This window comes from Janthinobacterium sp. GW460-12-1-14-LB5, assembly GCF_059423585.1.
The window spans coordinates 49,464-74,604 of record NZ_JBWKYD010000017.1; the positions used below are offsets into that span (position 1 = coordinate 49,464).

Sequence of the window (25,141 nt, forward strand, 5' to 3'; positions counted from 1 at the left end):
GTATAGGTCTGTTTGCATTATTCGCACAATCCGCAGCGCAAACAAGGCGTGAAAATGCGAGATAATGCAAAGCTGAATCTGTTAATCTGCAAAGATTGTAAATTTGCAGATTCCACAAACGGGGAAGAGGAAACGCGATGGCAAAGGTTTTCATGGGCGTGCGCCTGCAGCGGCTGCGCGAGGAACGGCGCATGACGCAGGTGGCGCTGGCTAAGGCCCTGGGCATCTCGCCCAGCTACCTGAACCAGATGGAACGCAACCAGCGCCCGCTGACGGTGCCGATCCTGCTGCGCATCGGCACGGTGCTGGGGGTCGATCCGCAAATCTTTTCCGAGCACGACAGCGCCAGCCTGGTGGCGGACGTGCGTGACGTATTCGGCGAATTGCCCGACGCGCCGCCCACCTCGATGGCCGAACTGAAAATGCTGGTGGAAAACATGCCGGAACTGGCGCGCTCGATCTTGCTCTTGCAGCGGCGCTACCGCGTGATGGCGGAGCGGGCCGATACGCTGGCCGCGCGCCTCGACGACGGCAGCCGCGGCGCCAGCTCGGCGGCGCCCTCCACGGACGAGGAAGTGCGCGAATACCTGAACAGGCGGCAAAACTACATCGATGAGCTGGACCGGGCGGCCGAACTGGTGGCGGGCGAACTCGATCCGTCCCTGCGCACGCTCGACGCGCTGCAAGGGCGTTTACTGGAACGCCACGGCATCCAGGTGCGCTTGTCCGATGGCGACGCGGGCATGGTGCGCAAGCACCGCTTTGATGCGCAACAACATATCCTGTTTTTGCCAGACACCCTGACGGGCGGCCAGCGCGCCTTCCAGATGGCGGCGCAAATCAGCCTGCTCGAGCACAGCGAGCTGATCGACGCCCTGGTGCTGGCGGCGGGACTCTCGGGCGCGGCCGCGCAAACGGGCGCGCGCCTGGCCTTTTCCAATTATTTCGCCGGCGCCCTCTTGATGCCCTACCAGCGTTTTTTACAGGCGGCGGAAACGCGCGCCTACGATATCGAGCGCCTGGCGCACCAGTTCGGCGTGGGTTTTGAGGCCGTGTGCCACCGTTTGAGTACCATGCAGCGCCCCGAGGCGGCGGGACTGCCGTTTTTCTTCGTGCGCGTCGACCGCGCAGGCAATGTCTCGAAGCGCCAGTCGGCCACGGATTTTCACTTTTCAAGAGTGGGCGGCACGTGTCCGTTGTGGATCGTCTACGACGCCTTCAGCCATCCGGGCCAGGTACTGACGCAAGTGGCCAGCATGCCCGACGGCTGCACATATTTATGGATCGCGCGCCAGGTCAGCACGGCGTCGCCGGGCTTCCGCGCACCGGGCAAGACCTTCGCCGTGGCGCTGGGCTGCGACATCTCGCAGGCGCACCGGCTGATCTATTCGAAGGGACTCGATTTGCACGATCCCAGCAGCGCCACGCCCATCGGCACGGGCTGCAAGGTGTGCGAGCGCCAAAGCTGCCCGCAGCGGGCGTTTCCGTCGCTGCTGGCCCCCCCACCGGCGTCGGCCTGATTTACTCGGCGACTCTTGCGCGCAGCGCGTCGAATTCGCGCGCAAATTCCGCGCGCCAGTCGCGCCGCGTGGATTCGTCGATCCAGGCCGCGTCCAGGCCATTCAACATGAAGCCGCGCATGTCATCGAGGCCGAAGCCGAATTCGCGCATCATCATCCAGGCGCCCGTCGGCGTCACGTGGTGCAGGGTCGGGTCGTCCGTGTTCGGATGCAGCTTCAGGCCCAGCTTGGCCATGGCGCGGATCGGGTGGTCGAGCGCCCAGCGCTCGGGCGCCAGGGTGCGCAGGTAATACGAATTGGTCGGCACCACGGTAAACACCAGGCCGCGCTCCACGCAGCGCTGCGCCAATTGAGGATTATCAACAATCGTGTAGCCGTGGTCGACCCGGTCCACCTGCAATTCGTCTATCGCCGTCGCCACGTTCATCCACGGCATGCCGAACTCGCCCGCGTGCGCCGTGCATTTGAAGCCGGCGGCGCGCGCGGCGCGGTAAGCCTCGATGAACAATTCTGGCGGGCGGTCGTTTTCGCGGTAGTCGATGCCGATGCCGATCACTTCCGGCGCGCGGTAAGCCTTCATCCATTCCACCATCTGCACGGCTTCGGCAGGAGCGGCTTCGCGGTCGATGCTGGGGATCAGGCGGCCGATCACGCCGAAGTCGCGCTGCGCGTCGCGGATGGCGGCCACGATGGCGTCCTGCGCCGATTCGTAACGGATGCCCGAGACGCGCACGGTGCCGGTGGGGTTCCAGAAGAACTCCGCATAGCGCACGCCGTGGCCATGCACGTCTTCCAGGTATTCGTAGGCGAGGCAATACAGGTCCGTCGGCGAGACGATCAGGTGCGCGTCGAGCGCGCGCAGCACGCGCAGCACGCCGACGGGCTTGTCGCCGCGCGTGTAAAACGCGTCGATTTCCTCGGGAGTGACGACATTGCCCGTCTTGGCGGCCAGCGCGCGGAAAGTAGCCTGGCGCACCGTGCCGAACAGGTGGCAATGCAGTTCCACCTTGGGCATGGCGCGTAAAAACTGTTCGATGCTCAGGGCAGGCAGGGTGTCGGCAGGGTTACTCATGAAGCTCGCTTCGTTAGTGGATAAAAGGTCAGACGAGAATGGCCGCCAGGCGGCGCATCAGGCGCTCGATGGCGGCCGGGCCATCGGCCAGCATCGCCACTTGCGTGTTGATGGCGGCGCGGCGCGGCACGCGGAATTCACACACCGTCATGCCGCGCGTCAGTTCGCCCGTCAATTCGATGGCCACATGGGCGCTCTGGAACTGGAACAGCTGCGGCGCTTCCAGGTACAGGGCCACCACCGGGTCGTACATGGGCATGGGCACGGAGCCGTCGCTGCTGCGGATGCGCACGTACGCTTCCAGGTAGCCGGCCAGACGCAGGGCGCGCGGTGTGGCGATGGCGCGCAGGCGTGCCACTTCCGCATTCGTCACTAGGAGCTGGCGGCACAGGTTCAGGCCGAACATGCGCAGCGGGATGCCGGCCTGGAAGACTTGGGCGGCCGCTTCCGGGTCCGCGTAGATATTGAATTCGGCCGCCGCCGTATGGTTGCCCTGGTCGGTGGAGCCGCCCATCAGGATGATTTCGACGATTTTTTCCGCGATATCGGGGGCGCGCGCCAAGGCCGTGGCCAGGTTCGTCATCGGCGCGATCGCCATGATGGTGATCTGGCCCGGGTTGGCGCGCACGGCGGCGATCAGCACGTCGACGGCGTGGCCGGCAGCGTCACTGGCGGCGCCAGGCGGCAGGATGTCGCCCGTCGTCGGCATGCCGCTGTCGCCGAGGATGCGCTGCGCCGTTTCGATGACGCCGGCCAGCGGTTCTTCGCAGCCGCGGTAGATCGGCACCGTCAAACCGTCATGGGCCTTGATGCGCAAGGCATTGTCGTAGGTGATGTCGACGGGCGCATTACCCGCCACCACGCTCACGCCCAGCCACTCGATGTCCGGATTGCTGCCCAGCAGCAACATCGTCAGCCAGTCGTCGAAACCGGGATCGGTGTCGAGCCAGATCTTTTTCAAGGCTTGGGTCATGGTGGTTTCCAGTCGAGGTTAGGCGGCCAGGCACAGGGCGCTGTCGGACGGCAGCACGAACGACACGGCAGTGCCTTCGCGCCAGGCGGCGCCGCCGGCCGCGCAAATGCCCTTGACCTGGCCCAGCGGGGTTTGCAGCAGGTATTCGACGGTGTCGCCCAGGAAGCCGCGCGCCAGCACGGTGCCCGGGTAGTGAGCCGCCGCGTCATCGGGCGCGCAGACGCGCACCTTGTCCGGACGCCAGCCCAGCACCGTGGTGCCGGCAGCGACGGGAGACGTGTATGGCAGGCTGGCGCCCGCGTGGTGCAGCGCGCCGTCGCGGTAGTCGAACAGGTTTTCAAAGCCCATGAAGTTGGCCACAAAGCGCGTCGACGGCGTATTGAACACGGCTTCCGGCGCGGCCAGCTGCTCGATGCGCCCGCCGTTCATGACGACGATGCGGTCGGACAGGGCCAGCGCTTCTTCCTGGTCATGCGTCACGTACAGCATGGTGATGCCCAGTTCGCGCTGGATGCGGCGCAGCTCGGCGCGCATCTGCACGCGCAGCTTGGCGTCCAGGTTCGACAGCGGCTCGTCGAGCAGCAGCAGGGCCGGCTCGACGACGATGGCGCGCGCCAGCGCCACGCGCTGCTGCTGGCCACCGGACATCTGTGCCGGCAAGCGCGTTTCAAAACCCGTCAGGCCGACGGCGGCGATCACGGCTTCGACCTTGGTTTTCAACAAAGCTGGCGCGACCTTGCGCAGGCGCAAGCCGAAAGCGATGTTGTCGTATACATTCAAGTGCGGGAACAAGGCATACGACTGGAACACCATGCCGATATTGCGCTTGTTCGGCGCCAGCTTGCCGATTTCGCGGCCATCCAAAACGATGCGGCCCGACTGCAGCGGCATCAGGCCGGCGATCGCGCGCATGGTGGTGGTCTTGCCGCAGCCGCTGGGGCCCAGCAGCGAGATCAGTTCGCCCTGCTCGACGTGCAGGTCCAGGTCTTTCACGGACGTCGTGTTCTTGGCGTAGCCGAGGTTCAGCTTGTGCAGTTCCAGATAACTCATCGTGTATTGCCTCTTACATGTATTTAGAAATGCCCAGCACCTTCTCGGTCACCATCACGAAGGCCATGGTGAACAAGACCAGCAAGGTCGACAGGGCAGCGATCGACGGATCGAAGCTGTTTTCCATATGCCCCAGCATCTCGATCGGCAAGGTGCTGATGCCGGGGCCCGTCAGGAACAGCGAGACGGGTACCTGGTTGAACGAGGTGACGAAGGCGAGGAAGAAGGCGGCGATCACGGCGTTGCGGATATTCGGCAGCACGATCATGAAGAAGGCGCGCAGGCGCGACGCGCCCAGCGTGATGGCGGCATCCTCGATATCCACGCGCAGGTTCACCAGGCTGGCGTACACGACGCGCACCGAGTACGGAATCAGCAGCGCGATATGGCCGATCAGCAGGCCCACGTAGACGGGCGCATTGATCGTCAGGACCAGGTGGTGCAGCAAGCCCAGGCCCACGAGGATGGCGGGAATGATCAGCGGCGACGTCAGGATTTGCCGGATGGCGCCGATGCCGGGCGGCGGCATGCGCGAAAACGCATACGCGACGGGAATGCCCAGCAACAGCGCGATGACGGTGGCAATCAGGCCGATTTCCAGGCTGGTCTGGAAGGCGCGGCGGAACTCGGGCGCAGACCACACTTCGAGGATCCAGCGCAGCGAATACGACTCGGGCGGGAACGCCAGCGTTTCGCCGCCGCTAAAACCGGCCAGCACGACGATGGCGAAAGGCCCCAGCAGGAACAGGAACACGAGCCACAGGACGGCACGCGAGAAGACACTTTCTTTCATACGGAACTCCGGCTCGAGGAAATACGTTTAAGGCCGGCGTTGACCAGCAAAGTCATGCAGACGAGGATGACGGCGATGACGTTGGCCGCGCCGAAATCGCTTTCCACGCTGACCTTCTGGTACAGCAGCGTTTCCAGCATCAGCACCTTGGTGCCGCCCAGCAGGGCCGGCGTCACGTAGGCCGTCACGCAGCCCGTAAACACCAGCGTGCCGCCGACCACCAGGCCTTCCTGCGTCAGCGGCAGGGTGACCTTGCAGAACACTTGCCAGGGATTCGCACCCAAAGTCGCCGCGGCCGGTTCCACGTCGCGCGGCAGGTTTTCCAGCGCGCCCGCCAAGGACATCAGCATCAGCGGCAGCAGCAGTTGCAGCAGGCCGACAAAGACGGCAAATTCGCTGAACAGCAGGCGCAGCGGCTCTTCCGTGAAACCCATGTTGACGAGCGCCGCGTTGACGGCACCGTTACGGCCCAGCAAGACGATCCAGGCGTAGGTACGCGCAATCGGCGAAACCATCAGCGGCAGGATCATCATGCCGACCACCAGGCCGCGCCACTTCGGCGACACGCGTGCCACGGCTTGCGCGGCTGGATAGCCGAGGATGACGGAAGCGAGCGTCACCAGCGCGGCGATGCGCAAGGTGCGCCAGAAGATGGTGCGGTTGAATTCCTGCGAAAAGAATTCAATGAAGCGGTCGACACCCCACTGCATGCCGTCGCCGACGCGGAAGGCGTCGACCAGCAAGGCCAGCACGGGCAGCAGGAAGCAGACGACGATAAAGATCAGCGCCGGCAGGACCAGCAGCAGTCCCAGGCGCTTTTTTGGATCAGCAAACATGGTGTTTTCTCCTCGTCACCACTATTTGCTCATGGCCTTGTTCCACTGCGTCATCCAGTTGCTGCGCTGCTTGATGATGGTTTCCGGTTTGACGAATTTCAGCGAATTGATCTGGTCGGCGCCATAGGTGTTGAATTGCGCGGCGGCCACGGACAGGCGCACGTCCTTGTTGACGGGCGAGTCGACCAGGTTGGTCGCCAGCTGCGTCTGCACTTCCTTGGACAGCCAGAAATCCATCAGCTGGTAGGCCAGGTCCGCATTCTTCGAACCGGCAACGATGCCCATCACGTTCATGCCGGCCGCCTGGCCTTCGGCCGGGATGCTCCACTTCAGGGGCAGGCCCGTCTTGAGCATTTGCGACCAGGTAAAACGCGCCACGGGCGCGGCCCAGATTTCATCCTGTGCGAACAATGCCGCCAGCTGCGCGCTGTTTTTCGAGAACGTGACGACGTTGCCCTTCATGCCGACGATCTTGGCAAAACCCGTGGCGTAGTCGTCCGTCTTGCCGCCCCAGGCCGCATCGGCCATGCGCAGCATCAAGGGGCCCTGCGTGGTGCTCACGTCGGGGAAGGCCACGCGGCCCTTCAGTTCGGGGCGCCACAGGTCCTTCCAGGACGTCAGCGGGGCGATCTTGTCGCTGCGGTACACCAGGCCGACCGAGTACAGCGTGTAGCCGACGGCGAAGTTGCCGCCGATGGGGTTTTTCGCCACGTCGTACAGGGCCTTGTAATTGCTCAATTTGGAGTAATCCATGGGCTGGATCACGCCCTTCTGCGCCGCTTCCAGCATGCCGGAATCGGACAGCAGCACCAGGTCGATCACCGGGTTCTTGGCGTGCACCACCAGCTTGGCGATGCGGTCCGCGTTATTCCCCGTTTCCACCTTGATATCGCACCCGCATTTGGCCTTGAACGGCTCGTACACATACTTCATGAACAAGGGCTGGGCAATCGGGTAGGCCGAAATGACCAGCTCGCGTTTTTCCGCGTGGGCGGCGTTAGCCAGCAAGCCTAGGCTCAACGCCAACATGAGGTGCTTTTTCAAGATGCTTCCTTTCAGGGGGCGGCGCTGCGGGACAGCGCCTGTAAAGATGAATCAGAATCAGAAATAATGTCGCATGCCGACGATCAGCACGCTTTGCGTCTTGCCGCCCGAGGCGCCAAAGCCGAACACGCGGGCGAACGTCGCATCGCCGGCCGCTTTCTGGTAGCTCCAGGTGACGGCGACGTCGGTGCGCTTGGACAGGAAGTAATCGGCCTGGAAGTTGACCTGATGCCATTTCGGCGTCTTGTTGATCACGTCATATTTTCCGGTGGTAAAGAAATACGACGCGCCCAGGTTCAGCGCTTCCGTCAGCTTGTGATTCACGTTCAAGTCCACGTTTTGCAGGGTCAGATTGCTTTGATCCAGGTAGTGGTAGCGCACATTGGTGTACAGCGCGCCAAACTTGGTCTTGCCCACATTATAAAAGCCTCCCGTGCCGGCGATGGCCTGGCTGTCCACGCCCGCGCCCTTGACGGCGCTCTTGTTGAAAATCAACAGGGAACTGGCATAGTCATTGCCGATGGCGCCATTCGGCGCATCCGGGCTGTTCGGACGGTCCATCTTGGTGTAGGCGACGGCCCAGCTGAAGGCATCGACCTTGTAGCCGGCGCCCATGCTGTAGACGCGGTTGCGGTTCGAGTCTTCCGGGTTTTCGCTGAAACCATACAAGCCCGTGAACGACAGGTTGCTGATGTTCGGGCTGACGTACTTGACGGCATTTTGCACGCGCAGGTTGTTGTAGCCATTGTCGTTGTCGCCGATGTGCACGCCGTTACTGGCGATGACCACCGGGCCCAGCAGATCCTTGACGGCTTCGTACTGGCGGCCCAGGGTGAGCGTACCCTTGTCGTTGCTGGACAGGCCCACATACGACTGGCGGCCAAACAGGCGGCCGCTTTGCGATGCCGTGCCCGTCATCACATTAAAACCGTTTTCCAGCACGAAGATGGCCTTGGTGCCGTCGCCCAGGTCTTCCTGGCCGCGGAAACCGATGCGGGGATTCTGGTTCGTGCCGCTCAGCGCATGCGTGCGGCTGCCGTTACCCTCGTCCGACACATAGCCGATACCGGCCGACAACAGCCCATACACTTGCACGCTGCTTTGCGCCTGCGCCGCGCCCTGCGCCGCCAGCAAGCCCCCCACTACCATCGTTCCCGTCATCCATTTGTTCATCGCCGCCACCCTAAAAAGAAGAAACCCTGAGTTTTTTTGGAATTATTTTATTGCTGCGTCCCTTGCCTGATGCACCGCCGCCAGTGTCGGCGCCGCATTCCAGGCGCTTCCCCTGAAGATTGTTGCTTTCAAGACAAGTAAAGACCAGTCCAGAATATGGTAAATTGCGGGATAAGAAAATTTGTTTATTTTTATAAATCCATTACTTTTTCTAATAAGCAACGCCCATGCATGAACTGAGCAAGAAAATTTCCTTACGACATTTGCAAGCGTTTGCCACCCTAGCCCGGGTAAACAGCTTCAGCAAGGCTGCACAGGAATTGTGCGTGACCCAGCCGGCCCTCAGCGCCTCGATCAAGCTGCTGGAAAATCAACTGGGAAAAAAGTTGTTTAACCGCACAACCCACCAGCTGGAACTGACGCGCGAAGGCAAGCTGGCGCTCGAATACGCCACGCATTTATTGAATACGGCCAGCAATACCTTTGCCGATATCCAGCGCGCCATCGGCAGCGGCCGGCACCGCATCCGCATCGGCGCCATCCCCTCGGCCATGGCGATGACGGCCGTGGTGGTGGCGCGCTACTGCGAGCAGCATGGCGATGAAGTGGAAATCGTCCTGTCGGACATGCCCAACGACGGCTTGCTGCACGCGCTGCATTCAGGCCAGCTGGATTTTTGCGTGGGCATCGAAGTGCCCGGTTCCGTCTCGCTGGAAAGCGTGGGCCTGTTCGAAGACGAGCTGGTGCTGGTGACGGCGGGACGCCATGCGCTGGCGCCGCTCAAGGAAGTGCGCTGGGAGCAATTGGCGGGCCAGGAAATCGTCGTGTTTACCAAGGGCAGCATCTGGGAGTTCGCCTCGAGCGCGCTGCGCCAGCATGGCCTGAGCCCCTCAAACCTGTACCAGATGATACACAGCGAGTCGCTGTATGGCGTGGTGCGCGCCGGCATCGCCGTGGGCATCATGCCCAGCCTGTACACGACCTTCCTCAATGACGAGGACTTGCACGTGGCACCGCTGCGCCAGCCCACGTGCAAGCGCAAGATCGCCTTGATGCGGCGCAATGAAATCAGCCGCAACCACCATGTGGACGACTGTTTTTCGGCCCTGCGGCAGGATCTGCAGCAGGTCGACCAGTGGTTTTAAGTTAAACCAGGGGCTTAGGCGGGCGCCTTCAACAGATTTGCCAGCGCCACATACTGCTCCAGCCCCACGGTTTCCGGACGCAGGGTCGGGTCGATGCCGGCCGCCTTGATCTGCTCTTCCGTAAACATCCCGGCCAGGCAGTTGCGGATTACCTTGCGGCGCTGCGAGAAAGCCTTCATGACCACCGCCTCCAGCGTGGCCTGGTCGCAGGCCAGGCGCTCGGCCACGGGGATCATGCGCACGATGGCCGATTCCACTTTCGGCGGCGGATCGAAGGCCGTCGGCGGCACGATGAACAGCAGCGACATGTTGTAGCGCCATTGCAGCATCACGGACAGGCGGCCATACGCCTTGCTGCCCGGTTCGGCCACCATGCGTTCGACGACTTCCTTTTGCAGCATGAAATGCTGGTCTTTCACCAGCGGGGCGAAGTCCGCCAGGTGGAACAGCAGCGGGCTGGATATGTTGTACGGCAAGTTGCCCACGATACGCAGCTTCTGGCCGGCCGGCACGGGGATTTGCGCGAAATCAAACTTCAGCGCGTCGCCCGAGTGGATCGTCAGCTTGGCCGGATTGAAGGTCTTTTCCAGGCGCACGATCAGGTCGCGGTCCAGTTCCACCACATGCATCTGTTTCAAATGGCGCAGCAGCTGCTCCGTCATGGCGCCCAGGCCGGGGCCGATCTCGACCATGGCATCGTCCGCCTGCGGCGCGATGGCGGCCGTGATGTCGTCGAGGACGAAGCGGTCATGCAGGAAGTTCTGGCCAAAGCGTTTGCGGGCAACGTGTTTCATATTCTGTTTTTCTATTCTAGAGGCGGTGTAGCGGGGTAAGACCGGTGGATATCAGGCGCGGGTGCTGGCGCGCAGCATGCCGAGCGCCGTTTGCAGCGCCTGCTCCATGCTGTGGCAATCGGCCAGGCCGAGGCCCTGCGCGGCCAGGTCCAGCGCCGTGCCGTGATCGACCGAGGTGCGGATCAGCGGCAAGCCCAGGGTGACATTGATGCCGCGCCCGAAGGTGGCGTATTTCAGCACGGGCAAGCCCTGGTCGTGGTACATGGCCAGCACGCAATCGGCATCCGCCAGGTATTTGTGCTGGAACAAGGTGTCAGCCGGATACGGTCCGCGCGCATCAATGCCGCGCGCTTGCGCCGCGGCAATCGCCGGCGCGATGACATCGATTTCCTCGCGGCCCAGATACCCCCCTTCGCCCGCGTGCGGGTTCAGGCCGGTAACGAGGATGCGCGGCGCGGCGATGCCGAATTTCTGTTGCAAATCAAGCTGAATGATATCGAGCGTGACGGCCAGGCTGTCCATGGTGATGGCAGCGGACACGTCCTTCAAGGGCAGATGCGTGGTGGCCAGCGCCACGCGCAGGGTCGGTTCGCCATGACCCGGTTCGCCGGCCAGCATCATGACCACCTGCGGCGTGCCGGTTTTTTCTGCCAGGTATTCCGTATGGCCGGAAAAGGCCACGCCCGCGTCGTTGATGGTACTTTTTTGCAAAGGCGCCGTGACCATGGCGCCAAACCAGCCGGCGGCTATGCCTTCCACGGCCGCGTCCAGGGTGGCCAGCACGGAACGGCCGTTTTCCTTGTCCAGCACGCCAGGGATGACATTATTGACGGTGGGAATATCGATCACGGCCAGGCGGCCGGGGCCGAACTGGGGCAGGCCGCTGTTGCGCACGGCTTGCAGCGACAGCGCCGCCAGGCGGATCTCCGGATCGATCAGGCTGGCCGTCAGCGCCAGGAAGGCGGCGTCGCCCAGCAGGATGCAGTTGACTTCATTGCGCATGGCCCAGGCCGCGCGTATGGAGATTTCCGGGCCGACACCGGCCGGTTCGCCGCACGTGATGGCGATGGCCGGGCGGCGTGCAAGGGGCAAGTTACTCATGCGCAATGAATCAGCAGCATTACTGGTCGTCCGCGCGGAATTCGACGTAGGCACGGTCGCGCACTTCGCGCGCCCAGTTTTCCGTCGCTTCTTCCAGCTTGCGTTCGCGCAAGGCATTGCGTGCGGCGGCGCGCTGTTTCTCTTTCGAAACGTCGTCGCTCTTGCGTTCCAGCACTTCGATCAGGTGGAAGCCAAAGCTCGATTCGATCGGCTGGCTCACTTCGCCCGGTTTCAGCGCATTCATCGCCGTTTCGAATTCCGGCACGGTGTCGCCTGGATACAGCCAGCCCAGGTCGCCGCCCTTGGCCGCCGAACCGTCGTTCGAGAACAAGCGGGCCAGGTCTTCGAACTTGGCGGCCTTGTTATCGAGACGCTCTTTCAATTCCAGCAACTTGCGCTTGGCTTCGGCCGCCGACAGGGTCGGCGTTATTTTCAGCAGGATGTGGCGGGCATGCGTCTGCTGCACGGCAGCGACGGCTTGCGCCTCGGCCGCGCTGCGGCGGTCCACCAGCTTCAGGATATGGAAGCCCGTATTGCTCTTGATGATAGGCGTGATCTGGCCCGGCTTCAATTTCAGCAACTGTTCCGTGAACAGGGGCGGCACGCGGTCGCTATGGCGCCAGCCGATATCGCCGCCGCTCAGCGCATCGCTGGCGTCGGAATACGTGGCGGCCATCTTGGCGAAATCAGCGCCCGTGCGCAGCTGGCGGCTGACTTCTTCGGCGCGCGCGCGGCGCGCGGCGATCTGTTCAGGGCTGGAATTTTCCGGGATGCGCACGAGAATCTGCGCCAGGTTCAGTTCCACCTGTTCGCTGGCGGCCGCTTTTTCCGCTTCCAGGAAGTTATCCACTTCGGAATCAGAAATCTGGATCTTGGCGTCGACTTCATGCTCGCGCAGGCGCTGCATGATGATTTCATCGCGGATTTCTTCGCGGAAGGTCGCAAACGGCGTGCCTTCTTTTTCCATCTGGTTGCGCAGCTCTTGCACCGTCATTTTTTGCTGTTCAGCAATACGGCCGATCGCGCGGTCCAGGGTCAGGTCATCCACGCGGACGCCCATTTCCTTGGCCAGCTGCATTTGTGCGCGCTCAACAATCATGCGTTCCAGCAATTGACGACGCAGGTCGGCAGGATCGGGCAAGGGCACGTTCTGCGCCTTCATGCGCTGCTCCACGCTCTTGATACGGGCCGCCACTTCATTGCGCGTAATCACATCGTCATTGACGACCACGGCGATGGAGTCGATGGTCTGGCCACTGCTCGAGGCCGGTGGCGTGAACCCCTTGACCGGCGCGGCGGCCGCGGCAGCGGGCTGGGCCGCAGGAGCTGGCGCAGCCTGTTGCGCCCAGACACTACTGGTCGTGGCGCCGGAAATGGCGCACAACAAAACCGTTGCAATTTTGAGTTGGTGCATACTGGCATTACGCATAATGTGTAGAGCGCTCATGAGTTCAGGTGAATAAAAAAACCGGTTTGTGCCAGCGCCGGGAACACCGGCGGCGGCAACGGTGCCTATCTTAACGGAGTGGCTGGCTCAATGTCTGGTAACCAGGGATGGTTTTTGTAAAAGTTTCCAGGCCATTCGCGCCCAGACCCAGGCCATTCGACAAGCCCGTCAATTCCAGCTGGAAGAAGATCGGCGTCGAAACAGTATTGGCCGTCGTCACGAAACGCTGTGCTCCCATGCGGAACACCCAGCAATCGCCCTTGTATTCCAGGCCAACCAGGCTTTCCAGCATGCGTCGGTCCAGCAAGGAGTAACTGATGCGGCCCACGCCATACAGGCGGTCCGTCAACGGCCATTGCGTCGACACTTCCGCATTGCGCAAACTGCCACGCTGGAAACGATTGCTGAAATTCAATACTTTCTTGGCACCGGGCTGATATTGCAAGCTGTAGTTGTAGCTCATCAAAAGGCGATCGCTGGGATTGTACTGCACCAGGCTGTCGACGGTCCAAGTCTCGGACACGCGGCCCGTCGCGGCCAGCAGGATATCCGAGCGCGACTGGTTCACGGGCGTGGTCGAATTGAGCTGCACGCGCTGGTCGGCAAAATAGAAACGCTGGCCGAAGGTCAGGCGCATGCGTTCGGTGCCATCCGACTGCAGGAAGCGCGAGACGACAGCCGCCGTGACCTGGTTGGCATCGGCGATGCGGTCGCTGCCGACAAAACGGTTTTCCGTGAAGATCTGCGTCAGGTTGAACGTGCCGTCGGCCGTATCGAAATTCGGAAACTGCGACTGGTCGCGGTACGGCGTGTAGACATAGAACAGGCGCGGCTCCAGGGTCTGCGTACCACCCTTGGCGCCAAACAGATTCGTGTCGCGTTCAAACACCAGGCCGCTGTCGACCGAGAAGGTCGGCACGGCGCGCGTAAACGAGGTCGATGGGAACAGCGCCTTGGTCCTGGCGTCATTATCGAGCTGATACGCGCTGGCATTGAGCATCAGCTTGGGCGTGACGAAATAGCCAGGGCGCATGATGGGAAAACTCACTTGCGGCACGGCCACCAGGCGCGAACCCTGCACCAGGGTCGGGTGCGAGAAGCGCGTCGCTTCCGCGTCGAAGGTCCAGTCGAAGCCGCCCCAGACATCGTATTTGCCAGCGTGGAAGTTCACCGCTGGCAAGCGGTCATACGGACGCGTGACAGTCAGGCTGGGATTGTTGACCGCGTCGGGATCCTGCAGCACCTGGTAATTCTGCACGCGCGCCGTCAGGCTCCAGTCCTCGGTGCGGTAATCGGTGCGCAATTCGCGCAGCAACTGGCGCTCGGTGGCGGTGGCGACGGTTTTCGAAAAATCGTTCGGATAATTATTGTCGGACGCCTCGCGCAGATCCCAGCTGTAAGTCCAGCCCTTGGCCAGTGCCTGCTCGTGCTTGGACTTGATCATGTAGCGGTTGGTCTTGGTTTGCTTGTCGTTAGGCAAGAACTCAAACGATGTCTCACCGCCGTACAAACCGGCATCCGTTTCGCCCATGTAGCGGCCCGTCGCACCGAGCTGGATGCCGCGCCGCTGAATGTAGCGCGGGTACAGGGTCAGGTCGCGGTTCGGCGCGATGTTCAGGTAATACGGCATCAGCAGCTCGAAACCATTCTTCGAGGCAAAGCCCGGCGTAGGCGCCAGCCAGCCCGAGCGGCGTGCCCCCGACAGCGAAAACGAGATGCCCGGCGTACCCAGGATCGGCACGTCCTTGAAATAGATGATGGTCTTGCTGCCGGTGCCCACGTCGCGGCCCGCATCGAGGTTCAAGGTGCTCGATTTCAGGTACCAGTCCGGATTCGGCCCTTCGCAGGTACTGTACGTGCCATCGATGACGTTGGCTTCGTCAGGGTTGATGAAGTCGATGCGCTCGGCCTTGCCCTGGCCGCCGCCCAATTCGAAGCGGTACGTGGGATTGAGCAGGAAACCCTTGCCGGTCTCCATGTTCAGCTTCAGGACGTCACCCGTGTAGTAATCGCCGAAACGCCACATCTTGATATGGCCTTCGGCATCGAACTGATCTTCAACTTGTTTGTAACAAGCTGTATCGGCCGTCATTTTTGTGGTTTTTCCGCGCTCGATCACGACATTTTTATCGAGATTGAGCTCCCTTTCCGGCCGCCCGTTCATGCTGTTCGCCGTCATGACGGTAGGCGCGTCGGGATCTTCCACATGAACCGGGCGCGGCGCTTTCTGGGCGTGGACAGGCACCGTCGTGGCGGCGACGAGCGCGCTGATGGCGAAAGCCCAGCGCTGCGAAGGGGGGGAGGCCGAAAACCAGCTCATGAATTGGAAGGGGCAAGCACCATTGACAGGCGATTTTTTGATTTGAATCCCTTATTATATGGGAATCTGTGCGACACGCCTTAAAGCTCGGGTAGCTGGCCCCGGTCGCAACGTAGCAGTAACGGCTAGCAGCGCAGGAATTGCGCAGGCAAATCCCTGGTTTACCAGTGATAAAACAGTGAGGGGCTCCCCGGAGTACCCATTTTTAGCAAGACAAGACACGCTACGAGAAGGTGCTTTGTCAGTCTTATACGCCCGCCGAATCACCGGCGAGTCGCTATTCCTTTGCCTGTTTTGTTTACATAAAACATTGAAACTGTAGTTTATTTGCAAAGCTTGTGGATATTTTACATTTGCTTACAATTTTCTATATTTCAACAGCTTTCTGCAAGACTCGGTTTTCTCTCAGCTGAGTCATACCCGAGTGAAACTCTTCGATATCTTGTCATGCTTCAGTGTTGCAACTGCTGCCATGACCAGATGTACGACCATCTGTCACCTACTTGAGTGTGCGTCGCCGGTAACGGCGGGGTGCAAAGCCTCAGGGACAACGTACCCCCATTCTTTTCCGGCAGCCCGGCGTGCGAACGCCTGGCTGGAGACTGCGAGCAGCGATGCGGTCTAGGGGCTAGGTGAGTGCTGCAAGGGCAATGTTATGTGAACCATCGTTTGAACCCTCGTAAATATTAATAGGCCAAAGCTGCTGGCAGGCCTAAACCAAACGGTACGTGGCTGGTTATCTCCGTGGATTCTGGGGATACGTCGTCATTCAGCCACCGGGAGAAAGATGGGCCCTAAACAGCCAGTCGCGATGTAGTTGTCGCGTCGATATCGTTGGGAACGTGGTAAGCCCGATTCCCTGCCGCTCGATCAAAGAACCGAGATAGCGGCAAGCAAACCGCAAGGCACGCCCTTGGGGGAGCGGGTAGAGGAGGATGGAGAAAGCGAATGCCGGGCTGTAATGGTCCGGATAGGGATTCAAGATTTGTCCCGGCCTGAAAGGGTGCCCACTTCCATCTGGTGTAATAGTCGTTATACGACTGTACTGGCTCCAGGCAGGCATCATTTTCAACCACCCCGAAGGGATGCAGCTCACCCTTCGGGGATGCGCTGTGTCTCGTCGGAACAACTACACGAGGTTCAGCATGAAAGTAACCGCCAGCAGTCTTGCAGGTTCTGCGTCCTCGCACGTGCCAACTGAATGGGTCGCCATCAACTGGCGGCTCGTACAACGCAACGTGAGAGCCTTGCAGCATCGATTAACGAAGGCTACGCAGGAAGGCGACTGGCGCAGGGCGAAAGCGCTGCAAAGGTGGCTAACCCACTCGTTCAGCGCGAAAGCGCTGGCAGTCAAACGAGTGACAGAGAATCAAGGCAAACGAACCGCAGGCGTGGACCAGCAGTTGTGGGACTCAGCAACGCAGAAGTTCGCTGCCATTGCGCAGTTGAAGAAACAAGGCTATCGGCCCCTGCCATTACGGAGGGTCTTTATTCCCAAGTCAAATGGAAAGATGCGCCCACTGGGCATCCCTACCATGCGGGACCGGGCGATGCAGGCACTTCACCTGTTGGCCTTGGATCCGGTCTTGGAAACGCTGAGTGATCCCAACTCATACGGGTTTCGCAAAAATCGCTCAACGGCCGATGCGATGTCGCAAATTTTTCTCCAGACCTGCCGGAAAGTATCGGCAACCTGGGTGTTAGATGCGGATATCGAAGGTTTTTTCGACAATATCAACCATCAATGGCTGGTCGACAATGTCTTCATGGATAAGTTGATCCTGTCTAAATGGCTGAAATCCGGGGTAGTTGACCGGAAGCAATTAATGGCAACCACAGCTGGAACGCCACAGGGCGGCATCATCAGCCCTGCCCTTGCGAATTGGACGTTGAACGGGCTGGAGACTGAACTGATTGCGCACCTCGGTGCGAAATTCGGCAAGTCAAAGGCAGGCAAGCTCAAAGTCGGTGTCGTGCGATATGCGGACGATTTTGTCGTTACCAGTGGATCGAAGGAATTGCTGGAGACGGAAATCAAACCTTGGATCGAAGCATTTCTTGCAGTCAGAGGATTGCGACTGTCCAGTGCCAAAACCAAGATCGTGCACATCGATGAGGGCTTCGACTTCCTGGGGTGGAACTTCCGAAAATATTCCGGGACACTGCTCATCAAGCCAAGTAAGAAGAACATGAAAGCGTTCTATGAAAAGCTGAGGAAGACGATCAGCGAAAACATCGGGGCGAAGCAGGAGAATCTCATTCGATTGCTGAACCCCATGCTGCGGGGCTGGGCGCAATATCACAGCCCTGTCGTCGCCAAAGAGGCGTTTTCGACGATGGAGTCGCTGCTGTACTGGCGGCTTCGTCGCTGGGCCATGCGCAGGCATCCGAAGAAAACCGACAGTTGGATACGCGACCGATACTGGCGCCCAACCGAGAGTGGAAATCGGATGTTTGCAGCGGACGTTGTCACAAAGAATGGCAATAAGGCCATGAAGGAACTGTACTCGTTACCAGGTACAGCGATTCTGCGTCACACGAAGATCAAGGGCGGCTATCACCCCTACGATCCGCAATGGGAACTGTACGGCGAAACCCTTCGGCAGGAACGCATGTTGAAAAACATGTCTTACCGGCGCGAGTGGGCCAAGCTCTACCTCGACCAACGTGGCTTGTGCGCTTTGTGTGGATACGAGATGAACATGGAAACCGGATGGCATGATCACCACATAGAACACCGTGTGGCAGGTGGTTCCGACGCCCTTGGAAATCGCGTATTATTGCACCCAAATTGCCATATAAATGTGCACGCAAACGATTTACACATTGCGAAGCCGGTCCCTGCATAGGGACTTTTATTATGCTTGAGCCGTGTGCGGTGAAAGTCGCACGCACGGTTCTTAGGGGGGAGAGCTTCCAGCAATGGGGTTCTCCTACCCTCCGCACCATCAACCCGATTCCACAGGCCGCTTAATGTCATTCTCCCCCAATTCCCCTGCCGCGCCGGCCTCCGCCGACGCTCGCCTGACCCTGTTGAAAGCCTGGTTGGCCCCGCTGAACCTCGTTGCGCCCGATTCCGCCCGCCCCGCCTCCAGCGATGCCAGCTTCCGCCGCTACTATCGTCTCGATGTGCTGCCAGGCAATACAACATTGCCAGGAAGTACACTGATCGCCATGGATGCGCCGCCCGAGCGCGAAAACGCGCCCGCCTTTGTCAAGGTGGCCGGCTTGCTGAAAGGCGCCGGCGTGTCCGCGCCCGAGATCATCGCGCAAGACCTGGAAAATGGCTTCCTGCTGCTCTCCGACCTGGGCACGACCACGTATCTGGACGCCCTGAACCACGACAATGCCAGCGTGCTGTACGCCGAAGCGCTGGAATCCTTGATGAAAATCCAGCTGGCCAGCCAACCCGACGTGCTGCCAGAATTCGACCGCGCCTTCATCCTGCGCGAAATGAATCTGTTCCCGGAATGGTTTATCGGCAAGCACCTGGGCGCCACCTTGACGGATGTGCAACAAGCCCAGCTGGACAAGGTATTCGAAGCCATCACGGCGAATATCTTGTCGCAGCAGCAAGTATTCATGCACCGCGACTACCATTCGCGCAATTTGATGCACATCAACGATGGTTCGATCCCCAATCCCGGCATCCTCGACTTCCAGGACGCCGTCTTCGGTCCCGTTACCTACGACATCGCCTCGCTGCTGCGCGACGCGTACATCCAGTGGGATGAAGAACTGGTGCTCGACTGGGTGATCCGCTACTGGCAGCGCGCCAAGCAGCTGGGCTTGCCGGTGAACCCCGACATCGACGCCTTCTACCGCGATTTCGAATTCACGGCCCTGCAGCGCCACCTGAAAATCCTCGGCCTGTTCTCGCGCCTGAATTACCGCGATGGCAAGGATCTGTACATGGGCGACCTGCCAACCGTGCTCGACTACGTGCGCAAGACGGCCAACCGCTACACGGAACTCAAGCCGCTGGTGCGCTTGCTCGATGCACTGGAGAATAAAACGCCGCAAGTCGGCTATACGTTCTAGGCACTTTCCTGCTGCGCGGCCTGTCCGCGCAGCCGACTTACCGATACTGAAAACGACTACCCATGAAAGCCATGATCTTTGCCGCAGGCCGCGGTGAACGGATGCGTCCGCTTACCGATACCTGTCCCAAACCGCTGCTGAAAGTGCGCGGCCGCCCGCTGATCGTCTGGCATGTGCTGAACCTGGTGCGCGCCGGCATCACGGACATCGTCATCAACCATTCGCACCTGGGCCATTTGATCGAGGAAACCCTGGGCGACGGCAGCGCGTACGGCGCGCGCATCGCGTACTCGCCAGAAAGCACACCGCTGGAAACGGCGGGCGGCATCGCCCAGGCGCGCCACTTGCTGGGTAATGAACCATTTCTCGCCATTTCCGGCGACATCTATTGCCCCTACTTTGATTTCAAACAAGTACTCGACGTGCTGGCCGACAAAGATGTGCTGGGCACGCCGTATCCGGCCGACCAGCGCGACATCGCCTGGACCTACCTGGTGCCCAATCCCGACTTCCATCCCAAGGGCGACTTCGGCCTGACCTTGTTCGCGATCAACAATACGGACGAGACCAAGTGGACTTTCGCCAACATCGGCGTGTACCGTCCCGAGATGTTCGACGGCATCACGCCCGGCAGCCATGCCAGACTGGGCGATCTGCTGCGCCAGTACGCGGACCAGGGGCGCGTGGGCGGCGAAGTCTATACTGGCGAGTGGACGAATGTGGGCACGCCGCAGCAGCTCGACACGCTCAATGGCGTGACGGCCAAGGCCAGCGCAACATGATGGCCAACTACGCGGCCCGGCGCGCGGCGCTGCTGGCGCAGATGCTGCCGGGCAGCGTGGCCATTCTTGCCACGGCGCCCGCAGTGGCGCGCAACAGCGATTGCGATTATCCGTACCGGCACGACAGCTATTTCTATTACCTCAGCGGTTTCACGGAACCCGACAGCGCCGTGGCCCTGGTGGCCGCCAGCGCCACGGCGCCCGCGCGCGCCATCCTGTTTTGCCGCGCCAAGAATACGGAGCGCGAAATCTGGGACGGTTTCCGCCACGGCCCCGAAGCGGCGCGCGCCAGCTTCGGTTTTGACAGCGCCTTCCCCATCGAGGAACTCGATGCGGAAATGAGCCGCCTGCTGGCCGACGCCCCCGCCATCTACTATGCGCTGGGCGGCAGCCTCGATGCACAAGTGAAGGTCTGGCTGCACAATGTGCGGCAGAAGGCCCGCAGCGGCGTCACGGCGCCCGCCATGGCGCATGACATCCATGGCATGCTCGACGCCATGCGCCTGCTGAAAGACCCGGAAGAACAGCAGCTGATGCGCCGCGCGGCCGCCATTTCCAGCGCCGCGCACGCGCGCGCCATGCGCGCCACGCGGCCCGGCCTGCACGAATACGCGCTGGAAGCAGAGCTGCTGTACGAATTTCGGCGCAGCGGCGCGCAGTTCCCCGCGTATTCTTCCATCGTGGCCGGCGGCGGCAACGCCTGCATCCTGCATTACAGCGCCAACAACGCGGTATTAAAAGACGGTGAGCTGGTCTTGATCGACGCCGGCTGCGAACTCGACGGCTACGCCTCCGACATCACGCGCACTTTTCCCGTCAACGGCCGCTTCAGCGGCCCGCAAAAGGCGCTGTATGAACTGGTGCTGGCGGCGCAGCAGGCGGCGCTGGACGTGGTGCGCCCCGGCTTGCCGCACAGCGCCATCCACGAGGCGGCCGTGCAGGTGCTGGCGCAGGGCATGCTGGACCTGGGTTTGCTTGGCCGCCAAAAAAGCGGCAGCGTGCAGGACGTGATCGCCGACAAGGCCTATATGCCCTTCTACATGCACGGCACCAGCCACTGGCTGGGCATGGACGTGCACGACGTGGGCGCCTACCGCGACACGGGCGCGCCCGGCAAGCCATGGCGCGCTTTGGCACCGGGCATGGTGCTGACGGTGGAGCCGGGCATCTACGTGCGCCCCGGCGCGGGCGTGCCGGAGCAGTTCTGGCATACCGGCATCCGCATCGAAGACGATGTGCTGGTCACGCCGCAAGGCCATGAAGTCTTCAGCACGGCGCCCAGGAGCGTCGCTGAAATCGAACAACTGATGACACAGGATTAACACCGCCGCATGCATACACCGTCCACTTTCGATCTCGCCATCTGCGGCGCCGGTCCCGTCGGCATGGCGCTGGCCGCCCTGCTGGTGCAGCGCGGCAGCCGCGCCGCCGGCATCGCCCTGCTCGACGCCAAATCCATCGAGCAAGCCCGGCGCGACCCGCGCACCATCGCCCTGTCGCACGGCAGCCGCCAGATACTCGAGGAAGCGGGCGCCTGGCCCGTCGAGGCGACGCCCATCCACCAGATTCACGTCTCGCGCCGCGGCCAGTTCGGGCGCAGCCTGATGGACCGCGGCGAGCATGGCGTCGAGGCGCTCGGCTACGTGGCCCGCTACGGCGCCGTTGTCAGCGCGCTGGCCGACGTATGCGAGCGCCTGGGCGTGGCCAGCTTGCGCCCGGCCCTGGTCACGGGCAGCGCGGAGGATGGCGACGGCGTGTCCGTGCAGATCGACCAGGCTGGCGCCGCGTCGAGCTTGCGCGCCAGCCTGCTGGTGCAGGCCGAGGGCGGCCTGTTCGGCCAGCAGCAGGAGCGCGCCGTCAGCCGCGATTATGGCCAAAGCGCCATCATTGCCCATGTGCGCGTAAGCAGCCCCATCGCCCACCGCGCGTTTGAACGCTTCACCGATGAAGGCCCGCTGGCCTTACTGCCGCAGGACGACGGCTACGCGCTGGTGTGGTGCGTGCCGCCCACGCGCGCCGAACAATTGCTGGCGCTGGACGACGCAGCCTTCCTGGCCCGCCTGGGCGCCGCCTTCGGCAGCCGCCTGGGACGCTTTACCCATGCGACGGCGCGCCTGGCCTATCCGCTGGGCCTGAACGCGCAGGCGGGCGGCACGGCGCGCACGGTCGCCATCGGCAATGCGGCGCAAACCCTGCACCCGGTGGCGGGACAGGGCCTGAATCTGGGCTTGCGCGACGCCGCCGTGCTGGCCCGCGTGCTGGCGCAGGACTGCAGCCCCGCAGCGCTGGAACGCTACGCCAGCCTGCGCCAGGCCGACCGGGGCCTGACCGTGCGCGTCACCGACACCATGGCGCGCATCTTCACGGGCAGCGCCCCCACGCAAGGCTTGCTGGGCCTGTCGCTGGGCTTGCTGGATGCGTTCCCGCCCGCGCGCAAGGGGTTGGCGGAACTGATGATGTACGGCCGCCGCTGAAATATTATTAATAAGGAAAGGGCACGGGCGAAAAAGAAACAGGCGGGCGATCCGGCATGGAGTAAACGGCCCGCGGATGCGACAATGGCTGTCACCTGGCTTTTGGCGACCGTTCCATGACAGATGCATTGCCCGCAGCACCGCCTGCCGCTCTTCCCGAAGTACTTTTTTCCCGCCTGCTGGAAGACGCCCTCGACGCCGTCATCATCATCGACGAGCAGTGCCGCATCCGCTATATCAATGGCGCCATGCAGGCACTGTCGGGCTATGCCAGCGGAGAATTGCTGGGCCAGACCCTGAACGGCCTGTTGCCCGACACCGTCGCCTCGCAGCACGACAACCTCGTCATCAACTACATCCGCAGCTCGCGCCAGTCCAGCGTCCTGGGGAAAATCCGCGAATTCGCCATCCGCCACCGCAACGCACAGATGATCCCCATCGAAATGAAGGCGCTGGACCTGGGCGTGGTCGACGGCATGCGCTATTTCGGCGCCTTCTTGCTCGACGTGCGCGAACGGCGCGAACTGGCGGCCAAGAACGCCAGCCTGCTGGCGCAGCTGGAACAGCAGGCGCTGCACGATGCGCTGACGTCGCTGCCCAACCGGCGCGCCTATGAAGCGCAAGCCGAGCAGGCGATGGCGCGCGCGGCGCGCAGCGGCGCCGCCCTGACCGTGGGCGTGGCCGACCTCGACCACTTCAAGAAGATCAACGACCGCTATGGCCATGCCGTGGGCGACGCCGTGCTGCGCACGGTGGCGCAGGCGCTGCGCGACACGGGACGCATCACCGACGTGGCGGCGCGCCTCGGCGGCGAGGAATTCGGCCTGCTGTTCCCCGACGCGACCTTGCAGCAGGCACACCAGGTGGCCGAACGCATCCGCGCGGCCGTGGCGGCGGCGGTCACCGTGCTGCCCGACGGCGGCGCGCTGCAGGTGACCATCAGCATCGGCGTGGCCTCCCTGACGGCCGGCGCCAGCCTGGACGCGGCCATGTCGGAAGCGGACAAGGCCCTGTATGCGGCCAAGCACCAGGGACGCAACAAAGTCGTCGCGGCAGCGGCCGCCCAATAAAAACGGCCCGCGCAAGGCGGGCCATCTTCCTCTGCGCAAGGCCTTGCCTTACTCGACGGCCTTGAGCATATCCTCGATCACCTTCTTGGCGTCGCCAAACACCATCATCGTGTTCGGCTGGTAGAACAGGTCGTTGTCCAGGCCCGCATAGCCGGAAGCCATCGAGCGCTTGTTGACGATGATGCTCTTGGCCTTATAGGCTTCCAGGATCGGCATGCCGGCGATCGGCGATTTCGGGTCTTTCGCCGCCGGGTTGACCACGTCGTTCGCGCCCAGCACCAGCACCACGTCCGTCTGGCCGAATTCGCCGTTGATGTCTTCCATCTCGAACACCTGGTCGTATGGCACCTCGGCTTCGGCCAGCAGCACGTTCATGTGGCCCGGCATGCGCCCCGCCACGGGGTGGATCGCATATTTGACGGTGACGCCCTTGTGCGTGAGCTTTTCCACCAGTTCTTTCAGCGAGTGCTGCGCGCGCGCCACGGCCAGGCCGTAGCCGGGCACGATGATGACGGTTTCCGCATTGCCCATGATGAAGGCGGCATCGTCGGCCGAGCCCGATTTGACGGGGCGCTGCTCCTGCGCGCCGGCCACGCCTGCCGCCGGCGCATCGCCGCCGAAGCCGCCCAGGATGACGTTGAAGAAGGAGCGGTTCATGGCCTTGCACATGATGTACGACAGGATCGCGCCGGAAGACCCCACGAGCGAACCGGCGATGATCAGCATCGAGTTATTCAGCGAAAAACCGATGCCGGCCGCGGCCCAGCCCGAGTAACTGTTGAGCATCGACACCACCACCGGCATGTCGGCGCCGCCGATGGGGATGATGATCAGCACGCCCAGGGCAAAGGCGATGACGGCCATGACGATGAACGGCGTCCAGGCCGGCTCCACCCCGTCGGCAAAACAGAACACCAGGCCCAGCGCGATCATCACCAGCGCCAGCACCAGGTTGAGCATGTGCTGGCCCTTGAAGCTGACGGGCGCGCCCTGGAACAGGCGGAACTTGTATTTGCCCGACAGCTTGCCGAAGGCGATCACCGAGCCGGAAAACGTGATGGCGCCGACAAAGGTACCGATGAACAGCTCGAAGCGGTTACCGATCGGCAGCGCCTCGCCGTTTTTGGCGATATTGAAGGCCCACGGTTCCGACACGGCCGCCACGGCGATGCACACGGCCGCCAGGCCGATCAGCGAATGCATGGCCGCCACCAGTTCCGGCATCTTCGTCATTTCCACGGTTTTCGCCAGGTAGGCGCCGATGGCGCCGCCCGTGACGATGCCGATGATGACCAGGGTCAGGCCCATGCCGCCCGTCTGCTGCTCCTTCAGCTTCAGGATCAGCGCCACGGTGGTGACGGCGGCAATGGCCATGCCGCTCATGCCAAAGGCATTGCCGCGGCGCGCCGTGGAGGGCGACGACAGGCCTTTCAGGGCCTGGATGAAGCACACCGAGGCGATCAGGTACATCATCGTCACCAGGTTCATGGTGACGAAGCTCATGGC

20 protein-coding genes are annotated in these 25,141 nt (G+C 62.0%); 8 read left to right on the forward strand and 12 right to left on the reverse strand.

Features of this window, described 5'->3' with window-relative positions:
- Positions 1-137 precede the first annotated feature (137 nt).
- On the forward strand, positions 138-1,520 hold the full coding sequence (locus tag AC07X6_RS18265; RefSeq protein WP_494791925.1) for a short-chain fatty acyl-CoA regulator family protein: 1,383 nt from the start codon (positions 138-140) through the stop codon (positions 1,518-1,520).
- Position 1,521: 1 nt separating this feature from the next.
- Here the strand turns inward: AC07X6_RS18265 and AC07X6_RS18270 are convergent, their stop codons facing one another.
- Genes AC07X6_RS18270 through AC07X6_RS18300 form a run of 7 tightly spaced genes read right to left on the reverse strand, consistent with a single transcriptional unit; the run spans position 1,522 to position 8,461 of the window.
- On the reverse strand, positions 1,522-2,592 hold the full coding sequence (locus AC07X6_RS18270; RefSeq protein WP_474293268.1) for an adenosine deaminase family protein: 1,071 nt from the start codon (positions 2,590-2,592) through the stop codon (positions 1,522-1,524).
- A 28-nt stretch (positions 2,593-2,620) separates the two neighbouring features.
- Complete coding sequence (locus tag AC07X6_RS18275; protein ID WP_494791926.1) at positions 2,621-3,565, reverse strand: nucleoside hydrolase; 945 nt, start codon at positions 3,563-3,565, stop codon at positions 2,621-2,623.
- Between the two features lie 18 nt (positions 3,566-3,583).
- Positions 3,584-4,615 (reverse strand): ABC transporter ATP-binding protein, encoded by a 1,032-nt coding sequence (locus AC07X6_RS18280; protein ID WP_474293273.1) that lies wholly within the window; start codon positions 4,613-4,615, stop codon positions 3,584-3,586.
- A gap of 13 nt (positions 4,616-4,628) precedes the next feature.
- Positions 4,629-5,408 (reverse strand): ABC transporter permease, encoded by a 780-nt coding sequence (locus AC07X6_RS18285; protein ID WP_230539178.1) that lies wholly within the window; start codon positions 5,406-5,408, stop codon positions 4,629-4,631.
- Entirely contained in the window at positions 5,405-6,244 is an 840-nt protein-coding gene (locus AC07X6_RS18290) for an ABC transporter permease (protein ID WP_230539179.1), read from the reverse strand. Before AC07X6_RS18290 ends, AC07X6_RS18285 begins: the two co-directional genes overlap by 4 nt.
- 21 nt (positions 6,245-6,265) lie before the next feature.
- Entirely contained in the window at positions 6,266-7,288 is a 1,023-nt protein-coding gene (locus tag AC07X6_RS18295; RefSeq protein WP_235501823.1) for an ABC transporter substrate-binding protein, read from the reverse strand.
- Between the two features lie 57 nt (positions 7,289-7,345).
- Positions 7,346-8,461, reverse strand: a complete 1,116-nt coding sequence (locus AC07X6_RS18300) for a porin (RefSeq protein WP_230539181.1) — start codon at positions 8,459-8,461, stop codon at positions 7,346-7,348.
- Positions 8,462-8,688: 227 nt separating this feature from the next.
- On the opposite strand from AC07X6_RS18300, the gene AC07X6_RS18305 reads away from it, so the two are divergent.
- Positions 8,689-9,606 carry a LysR family transcriptional regulator gene (locus tag AC07X6_RS18305; RefSeq protein WP_230539182.1) on the forward strand — a complete coding sequence of 306 codons (918 nt, stop codon included), beginning with the start codon at positions 8,689-8,691 and terminating at the stop codon, positions 9,604-9,606.
- Between the two features lie 14 nt (positions 9,607-9,620).
- Here AC07X6_RS18305 and rsmA read toward each other — a convergent pair whose 3' ends face one another.
- The 4 genes from rsmA to AC07X6_RS18325 all read right to left on the reverse strand — a co-directional run bounded on the left by rsmA (position 9,621) and on the right by AC07X6_RS18325 (position 15,268).
- Positions 9,621-10,400, reverse strand: a complete 780-nt coding sequence (rsmA, locus tag AC07X6_RS18310; protein WP_494791927.1) for a 16S rRNA (adenine(1518)-N(6)/adenine(1519)-N(6))-dimethyltransferase RsmA — start codon at positions 10,398-10,400, stop codon at positions 9,621-9,623.
- 51 nt (positions 10,401-10,451) lie between these two features.
- Positions 10,452-11,501, reverse strand: coding sequence for a 4-hydroxythreonine-4-phosphate dehydrogenase PdxA (gene pdxA, locus AC07X6_RS18315; protein WP_494791928.1), 1,050 nt, complete (start codon positions 11,499-11,501; stop codon positions 10,452-10,454).
- Between the two features lie 19 nt (positions 11,502-11,520).
- Positions 11,521-12,915, reverse strand: coding sequence for a peptidylprolyl isomerase (locus AC07X6_RS18320; RefSeq protein WP_230539184.1), 1,395 nt, complete (start codon positions 12,913-12,915; stop codon positions 11,521-11,523).
- A gap of 103 nt (positions 12,916-13,018) precedes the next feature.
- Entirely contained in the window at positions 13,019-15,268 is a 2,250-nt protein-coding gene (locus tag AC07X6_RS18325) for an LPS-assembly protein LptD (RefSeq protein WP_494791929.1), read from the reverse strand.
- 1,145 nt (positions 15,269-16,413) lie between these two features.
- On the opposite strand from AC07X6_RS18325, the gene ltrA reads away from it, so the two are divergent.
- The 6 genes from ltrA to AC07X6_RS18355 all read left to right on the forward strand — a co-directional run bounded on the left by ltrA (position 16,414) and on the right by AC07X6_RS18355 (position 23,635).
- Complete coding sequence (gene ltrA / locus AC07X6_RS18330) at positions 16,414-18,117, forward strand: group II intron reverse transcriptase/maturase (protein ID WP_494791930.1); 1,704 nt, start codon at positions 16,414-16,416, stop codon at positions 18,115-18,117.
- Positions 18,118-18,241: 124 nt separating this feature from the next.
- Entirely contained in the window at positions 18,242-19,309 is a 1,068-nt protein-coding gene (locus AC07X6_RS18335) for an aminoglycoside phosphotransferase family protein (RefSeq protein WP_494791931.1), read from the forward strand.
- A gap of 62 nt (positions 19,310-19,371) precedes the next feature.
- Entirely contained in the window at positions 19,372-20,091 is a 720-nt protein-coding gene (gene murU / locus AC07X6_RS18340; protein WP_494791932.1) for an N-acetylmuramate alpha-1-phosphate uridylyltransferase MurU, read from the forward strand.
- Entirely contained in the window at positions 20,091-21,413 is a 1,323-nt protein-coding gene (gene pepP / locus AC07X6_RS18345) for a Xaa-Pro aminopeptidase (RefSeq protein ID WP_494791981.1), read from the forward strand. Before murU ends, pepP begins: the two co-directional genes overlap by 1 nt.
- 9 nt (positions 21,414-21,422) lie before the next feature.
- The gene (locus tag AC07X6_RS18350) at positions 21,423-22,565 is read left to right on the forward strand and encodes a UbiH/UbiF/VisC/COQ6 family ubiquinone biosynthesis hydroxylase (protein WP_494791933.1); all 1,143 of its coding nucleotides are present in this window, start codon (positions 21,423-21,425) and stop codon (positions 22,563-22,565) included.
- Between the two features lie 116 nt (positions 22,566-22,681).
- Positions 22,682-23,635, forward strand: a complete 954-nt coding sequence (locus AC07X6_RS18355) for a GGDEF domain-containing protein (protein WP_494791934.1) — start codon at positions 22,682-22,684, stop codon at positions 23,633-23,635.
- 48 nt (positions 23,636-23,683) lie between these two features.
- Here AC07X6_RS18355 and AC07X6_RS18360 read toward each other — a convergent pair whose 3' ends face one another.
- The gene (locus tag AC07X6_RS18360) at positions 23,684-25,138 is read right to left on the reverse strand and encodes an NAD(P)(+) transhydrogenase (Re/Si-specific) subunit beta (protein ID WP_474295548.1); all 1,455 of its coding nucleotides are present in this window, start codon (positions 25,136-25,138) and stop codon (positions 23,684-23,686) included.
- Between the last annotated feature and the right edge of the window lie 3 nt (positions 25,139-25,141).

Bases quoted from the DNA above. Each gene is read 5' to 3' on its own strand.
- rsmA (WP_494791927.1), bottom strand. From the start codon at position 10,400: ATGAAACACGTTGCCCGCAAACGCTTTGGCCAGAACTTCCTGCATGAC.
- AC07X6_RS18350 (WP_494791933.1), top strand. From the start codon at position 21,423: ATGCATACACCGTCCACTTTCGATCTCGCCATCTGCGGCGCCGGTCCC.
- ltrA (WP_494791930.1), top strand. From the start codon at position 16,414: ATGAAAGTAACCGCCAGCAGTCTTGCAGGTTCTGCGTCCTCGCACGTG.
- AC07X6_RS18265 (WP_494791925.1), top strand. From the start codon at position 138: ATGGCAAAGGTTTTCATGGGCGTGCGCCTGCAGCGGCTGCGCGAGGAA.
- AC07X6_RS18360 (WP_474295548.1), bottom strand. From the start codon at position 25,138: ATGAGCTTCGTCACCATGAACCTGGTGACGATGATGTACCTGATCGCC.
- AC07X6_RS18285 (WP_230539178.1), bottom strand. From the start codon at position 5,408: ATGAAAGAAAGTGTCTTCTCGCGTGCCGTCCTGTGGCTCGTGTTCCTG.
- AC07X6_RS18290 (WP_230539179.1), bottom strand. From the start codon at position 6,244: ATGTTTGCTGATCCAAAAAAGCGCCTGGGACTGCTGCTGGTCCTGCCG.
- AC07X6_RS18325 (WP_494791929.1), bottom strand. From the start codon at position 15,268: ATGAGCTGGTTTTCGGCCTCCCCCCCTTCGCAGCGCTGGGCTTTCGCC.
- AC07X6_RS18355 (WP_494791934.1), top strand. From the start codon at position 22,682: ATGACAGATGCATTGCCCGCAGCACCGCCTGCCGCTCTTCCCGAAGTA.
- AC07X6_RS18280 (WP_474293273.1), bottom strand. From the start codon at position 4,615: ATGAGTTATCTGGAACTGCACAAGCTGAACCTCGGCTACGCCAAGAAC.
- AC07X6_RS18320 (WP_230539184.1), bottom strand. From the start codon at position 12,915: ATGCACCAACTCAAAATTGCAACGGTTTTGTTGTGCGCCATTTCCGGC.
- AC07X6_RS18335 (WP_494791931.1), top strand. From the start codon at position 18,242: ATGTCATTCTCCCCCAATTCCCCTGCCGCGCCGGCCTCCGCCGACGCT.
- murU (WP_494791932.1), top strand. From the start codon at position 19,372: ATGAAAGCCATGATCTTTGCCGCAGGCCGCGGTGAACGGATGCGTCCG.
- AC07X6_RS18270 (WP_474293268.1), bottom strand. From the start codon at position 2,592: ATGAGTAACCCTGCCGACACCCTGCCTGCCCTGAGCATCGAACAGTTT.
- pdxA (WP_494791928.1), bottom strand. From the start codon at position 11,501: ATGAGTAACTTGCCCCTTGCACGCCGCCCGGCCATCGCCATCACGTGC.
- AC07X6_RS18305 (WP_230539182.1), top strand. From the start codon at position 8,689: ATGCATGAACTGAGCAAGAAAATTTCCTTACGACATTTGCAAGCGTTT.
- AC07X6_RS18275 (WP_494791926.1), bottom strand. From the start codon at position 3,565: ATGACCCAAGCCTTGAAAAAGATCTGGCTCGACACCGATCCCGGTTTC.
- pepP (WP_494791981.1), top strand. From the start codon at position 20,091: ATGGCCAACTACGCGGCCCGGCGCGCGGCGCTGCTGGCGCAGATGCTG.
- AC07X6_RS18300 (WP_230539181.1), bottom strand. From the start codon at position 8,461: ATGAACAAATGGATGACGGGAACGATGGTAGTGGGGGGCTTGCTGGCG.